We start from the raw sequence: 5,441 nt of genomic DNA, 5'->3' as shown, positions 1-5,441 counted from the left end.
TTAAAGCTTGTGAAGAGTTTTTCCTGATAGTTTTTCTTGCCTTGCATAGGCATGAAATTAATAAACTTCTCAATTTTATACAAGCCTTTTGCTATATTTGAAGAGATGGTTGTGCAACAGGCACATTGTATAAGCGTAATGCGGGCTGAGTGGCTAAAATTAAGTATTTTGGCATCTATCAAAGTTTGGTGCGTGCGGACAGTGAATCGCTCCGAAATCCCGCACTACGCTTATACTTGACCGTTACCTGCAAGCTAAAAAAAAATAAAACTCAAAGGAATTATGGAACTAAACATTGAATTTTTTATTGTGTAAAAAACGCATCCAGAAACTGCTTTGGAAGTGAAAGAAGGAAAAATATGCACGCTAGATAAGTAATGTAAATAATATCAACCACAATAGTGAAGCACCGCTAGCATTATAATAAAGTATGAAAAAGAAAATTGAATATGGCATTTCCACCTTTGCCGATGTTATGCCTGACCCACATACGGGCAGAACTATATCACAAGCAGAACGCATTCGACAAGTGGTTGATGACATTGTATTGGCTGACAAGTTGGGAGTTGACTTTTATGGCGTAGGCGAGCATCATAGACGAGAATTTGCGGCTTCATCGCCAGCGATAGTGTTGGCTGCGGCTGCGGGAAATACCAAACACATTACATTGGGTAGTACCGTCACCGTTTTATCGACCAGCGATCCCATTCGTGTGTATCAGGACTTTGCTACAATTGATGCCATCAGTAATGGACGAGCAGAATTATTGGTTGGTCGTGGTGCATTTACCGAATCATTTCCTTTGTTTGGTTTCGACCTCAATCAATACGACTTATTGTTTGATGAACGACTTGAATTGTTACTTAAAGCAAGAGATAACGAATTTGTTACGTGGAGGGGAAAAACAAGAAGTCCGATTGACAACTTAGGCGTTTATCCACGTACCGAAAAACCATTGAACATATCTATGGCCTTGGGTGGTTCGCGGAGTACAGTCATTAAAGCGGCAAAACTTGGACTTCCCGTGGTTTTAGCTATGTTGGGTGGCAATATTGTTGATTTCTGTAATTACGCAAAATTGTATCGCGCGGTAGCACAAGAAAGTGGGCACGATTCGGATAAATTAAAATTCAGCGTTCACGCACACGGTTTTGTGCTTAACAACAGCAAAGAAACTGCCGACACATTTTTTCCATACATACAGTATTACAGAAATCACTTATTGGGAGAACGTGGTTTTCCGCCTTACACCAGAAGCGATTTTGATTACGCACGTTCCTCAGGACAAGGATTATTTGTAGGTGGACCCGAAGAAGTAGCTGACAAAATTATGTTGCTTATAAACCATTTGAACATTGACAGGTTTATAATTCAAATGCCTTTGGCAACTATGCCTCACGATATAGTTAAAGAAGCAATAAGCGTTTATGCGACAAAAGTAATTCCGCTTGTTAAAGAAAAGATTAAAGCGGGAACTATTTAAGGGCACCTCTAAAAACCACCACTTTGTTAAACACTGACAGTTTCCGCAACCTTCTCCTTTTTTCCGATAACCATTTTGCGGTGTTGCAAGCCCCATGCTATCATAGCATCCAAAACCGTATTGAGGGTGTTTCCCGATTCTGTCAGTTCATACTCTACTGTAACAGGTATGGTATTATAAACAGTGCGGGTTACAATGCCGTTGACTTCCAGGTCTTTCAGCTCTTTGGAAAGCATACGGGGCGTGATTTTAGGAATTTCCCTTTCCAATTCCTTGAAGCGTTTTTTGCCATAGAGCAAAGAACCTATTATCGGCAATTTCCATTTGCCGTTCAACACGTTCATCGTGTCGTTTACGGCTAAAACAAACTCTCCCGAACACTTCTTTACACTTTCTAATTGTGATATTCTGCTCATTTTATCCTGTTTATGCTTATGCTATACTAAAGTATAGTAATATACTATGGTATAATAGTTACTAAAGTATAGCAAAAGTAACTATATTTGCACAGTTAAAAAAATGTGTCACTAAAAAAAATAAAATCATTATGAATAAAGTATTAATTACGGGAGCAACAGGACAGCTAGGGAAGTCAACAATTAACTTTCTGCTTGAAAAAGGTGTTGCAGCAAATCAAATTTCAGCTTTGGCAAGAGATGAAGCAAAGGCAGCAGAATTAAAATCTAAGGGTGTAGATGTAAAAATAGGCAACTATGATGATTTTGATTCCCTTCGCTCTGCTATGCAAGGCGTAGAAACTTTGCTACTAATTTCTTCAAGCGAAATGACAAAAAGCAGAGCGGTGCAGCACATCAATGCGATCAAAGCTGCAAAAGAAAGTGGTGTGAAGCATATCATCTATACGGGCTTTATGAGAACCCATGACGACCCTAAATCTCCGCTTTGGTTTATTACCGAGGATCATGTGAAAACCGAAAAATACCTTAAAGAATCAGGCATTACTTATACTCTTTTTGCAAACGCTTTTTATTTGGATATGCTAATGGATTTTGTAGGTGAACAGGTATTAGAAACCAAAACCATTTTTGTTCCGGCAGGTGATGGAAAAATAAATTTTGTACTTCGTAACGAAATTGCAGAAGCACTTGCTAATGTGTTAACTACGGGCGGTCACGAAAATAAAACATACAACATTGGAATTGAGCAACCAGTGTCGTTTGGAGAAGTTGCGAAGTACATTTCTGATATTACCGGAGTTGCGATAAACTATGTTTCTCCCGAACAAGAAGAATATCAGCAAACCTTAATGCAATATGGTGTTCCTGAGATGTATGCACGCATGTTTGCAGCATTTGCAGTTGCTTTTGCAGCGGATACTATGAATGTTCCTACAACTGAATTAACTCAACTACTCGGTCGTAAACCAACTTCAGTTCAAGAATTTCTCTTAGCTAAATTTAAAAAATAAAAAGGTTGTCTGACAATTTTTGTAGAGGATTGTCAAGTAGGAAAACAGTTCACTCCTTTGGGGTTTATTATCAATGATTTACAAACTCCTATAATCAATCCATCCTCAAACCACAAAAATTGTCAGACAACCAATAAAATATGACAATTAAAAACAATAAAACACTAAACATAGCCTTGTGGGTAGCACAAGCATTACTAGCAGCCATGTTTTTAATGGCAGGTGCTATGAAGTCAACTCAACCCATTGAAGAACTTGGAAAATCAATGCCTTGGGTAAATGACTTTTCTGTGGTTTTTGTCAGGTTCATTGGTATTTCTGAATTGCTTGGCGGTATCGGACTTTTACTGCCTGCCTTATTGCGCATTAAACCATTTTTTACGCCTTTGGCAGCGTTGGGTCTTTATGGTTATGGTGTTCGCTTTTATATATCATATAACCAAAGGCGAATATCAAGTATTAGGCTTTAATTTGATTTTAGGAGCAATAGCACTTTTCATTGCATGGGGCAGGTATAAAAAAGTACCTATTCAACCCAAACTATAAATTACTATGGAACGCAAAAAATTTCTTCAATCAATTTTAGCCTTAACCGCAATGGGAACATTAAGCAGCCTTAAAAATTTTACTGACACACTTCCTTCACAGAGTAAAAAAATGCCGGTGCTGTTTACCTCACACGGAAACCCGATGGACATCCCGGTTTCAAGAAGTGAAAGGGAATTTTGGCAAAAACTTTATGACTTAGGGATTAATCTTCAAAAAAATTATGAAGTAAAAGCTGCATTGGTCGTATCAGCACATTGGTGTACTAAAGGTACATTCGTAAATGTTTCTCCTGATCAAAAACAGATTTACGACTACTATGGTTTTCCAGAAGAATACTACAAAGTGTATTACAATGCCAAAGGTTCGCCCGAAATTGCTCACGAAGTAAAGAAAATTGTTCCTTCCGTTTCCGAAACAACGGAATGGGGTTTAGACCACGGTGCGTGGCCAATGCTGATGCACTTATTTCCAGATGCCAATATTCCTGTTTTTCAGCTAAGTATTGACTATTACGCCAAGCCCGAATATCATTATGAGTTGGGCAAACAACTAAAATCATTGCGAAACAAAGGGGTTTTAATAATTGGTAGCGGTGCACTTATCCATAATTTGCCATTGGCAATGCAAAAAATGCGCACAAACAATACAACTCCTTATGGCTGGGAGGCAGAATACGATGCTTGGATTAAACAACAAATTGATTCCCGAAACTTTGCCAATCTCATTAATTACCAAAACAGTCATAAATTAGGGAAATTAGCCGCTCCTACTCCCGACCACTACGTTCCTGTACTTTACAGTTTGGGACTTATAGATAAGACAGATGAAATCAAGCATTTTTTCGAAGGTGAACCAACTATTCCAGCTTTTAGTGAACGTAGTTTTATTATTGAATCCTGAATTAAAATAGAAACACCTACTTATGTAAATACTAATATGAAGGTAGAAATTTGGAGCGATGTGAAAAAATATAAACTAGAATGAAATGACAGTACAAAACAATGAATTTTTTAAACAAGTAATTGAACAAAATATTCCAATTCATAAATTTTTAGGACTGAAATTATTAGTCCTCGAAAATGGATTTGTAAGAGTTAGCGTTCCCTTTAGAGACGAAGTGGTCGGTGATTTTAGAAGAAACAGATGGCACGGAGGAATTATTGCAACAATAATGGATTCTGTTGGAGGAATTGCGGGCGGAACTCACTTTAAATCTTTTGAGGATAAATTAGTAACAATTGATATAAGAATAGATTATTTAAAAGGCGCAGAAGCATCGTCAATAATTGTAGAAGGCAAAATTGTTAGATTTGGAAATAGAATACTTGTAACGAAAATGAAAGCCTTCCAAAATGATGAACTAATTGCAGAAGGAAAAGGTGTTTATAATTTTTTTCCAAAAGATAATCCGACAGAAAAGTAAAAATGTTTTCTAAAATAGAGAAGAGAATATAAACTGAAATAAAAATAGCCAGCAGGTAACAGCGTGTATAAGAAATAGCGGTTTTAGTGCTAAATCAAAGGTCTGTGCTTTTAATAAAAGTCAGTGCCAAACTGAAAGTGAAGTGCTTTTTAATCCGCTACTTCTCATACACGCAAAACGTTGTAACACATTTTGAGAAACCTATTAACATACATATTGATATTCACTTTATGTTTCGGATGTTCTGAAAAAAACACGGAATGGAAATCTGAAATGAATGCAACTATATTCTTTGGTTCAGAACCCAAAAATGAAAAGTTCTATTTGACTTTCAACAAAACGGATAATTCTCTGAATTATAAATATGTCAATCAAATAGACTCATCAAAAACTATTTCTATTAGAAAGATTATTCAATCTGACTCTCTTCTTTTCGGATTTGAAAAGTTTTTAAAAACGGATAAAAAATCATATCGGAATGAAAAACTAAATGATTTAGAATTTGAATTTTACGAATTGGAAAATCCTGTAACGGATGGAACTGGACCAATCTTATT

At 36.7% G+C, this 5,441-nt stretch carries 8 protein-coding genes; 6 read left to right on the top strand and 2 right to left on the bottom strand.

Features of this window, described 5'->3' with window-relative positions:
• Positions 1 to 182, bottom strand: a 182-nt coding sequence (locus AC58DT_RS15460) for a hypothetical protein (RefSeq protein ID WP_497217700.1), incomplete at its 3' end; no start/stop codon positions are given.
• 248 nt (positions 183 to 430) lie between these two features.
• Between AC58DT_RS15460 and AC58DT_RS15455 the strand changes: the two genes are divergently transcribed.
• The gene (locus tag AC58DT_RS15455; protein ID WP_211356948.1) at positions 431 to 1,483 is read left to right on the top strand and encodes an LLM class flavin-dependent oxidoreductase; all 1,053 of its coding nucleotides are present in this window, start codon (positions 431 to 433) and stop codon (positions 1,481 to 1,483) included.
• 26 nt (positions 1,484 to 1,509) lie between these two features.
• Here AC58DT_RS15455 and AC58DT_RS15450 read toward each other — a convergent pair whose 3' ends face one another.
• A complete protein-coding gene (locus tag AC58DT_RS15450) occupies positions 1,510 to 1,899 on the bottom strand; it encodes a winged helix-turn-helix transcriptional regulator (RefSeq protein ID WP_483084944.1) in 390 nt (129 codons plus the stop codon).
• A gap of 131 nt (positions 1,900 to 2,030) precedes the next feature.
• Here AC58DT_RS15450 and AC58DT_RS15445 point away from each other — a divergent pair, with 131 nt between their 5' ends.
• The 5 genes from AC58DT_RS15445 to AC58DT_RS15425 form a co-directional block, all read left to right on the top strand.
• A complete protein-coding gene (locus AC58DT_RS15445) occupies positions 2,031 to 2,912 on the top strand; it encodes an SDR family oxidoreductase (protein ID WP_020535373.1) in 882 nt (293 codons plus the stop codon).
• A 140-nt stretch (positions 2,913 to 3,052) separates the two neighbouring features.
• A complete protein-coding gene (locus AC58DT_RS15440; protein ID WP_211213907.1) occupies positions 3,053 to 3,382 on the top strand; it encodes a DoxX family protein in 330 nt (109 codons plus the stop codon).
• Positions 3,383 to 3,464: 82 nt separating this feature from the next.
• Entirely contained in the window at positions 3,465 to 4,361 is an 897-nt protein-coding gene (locus AC58DT_RS15435; RefSeq protein ID WP_147169668.1) for a dioxygenase family protein, read from the top strand.
• An 85-nt stretch (positions 4,362 to 4,446) separates the two neighbouring features.
• Positions 4,447 to 4,884, top strand: coding sequence for a PaaI family thioesterase (locus AC58DT_RS15430; protein WP_020535371.1), 438 nt, complete (start codon positions 4,447 to 4,449; stop codon positions 4,882 to 4,884).
• Positions 4,885 to 5,076: 192 nt separating this feature from the next.
• Positions 5,077 to 5,441 (top strand): hypothetical protein (locus AC58DT_RS15425; RefSeq protein ID WP_497217699.1); only part of this gene is annotated, 365 nt, incomplete at its 3' end.

The organism is Aequorivita sp. CRS11 (assembly GCF_059693805.1).
Note: the sequence above shows the minus strand (reverse complement) of the source record. Positions and strands in the feature narration are given on the sequence as shown.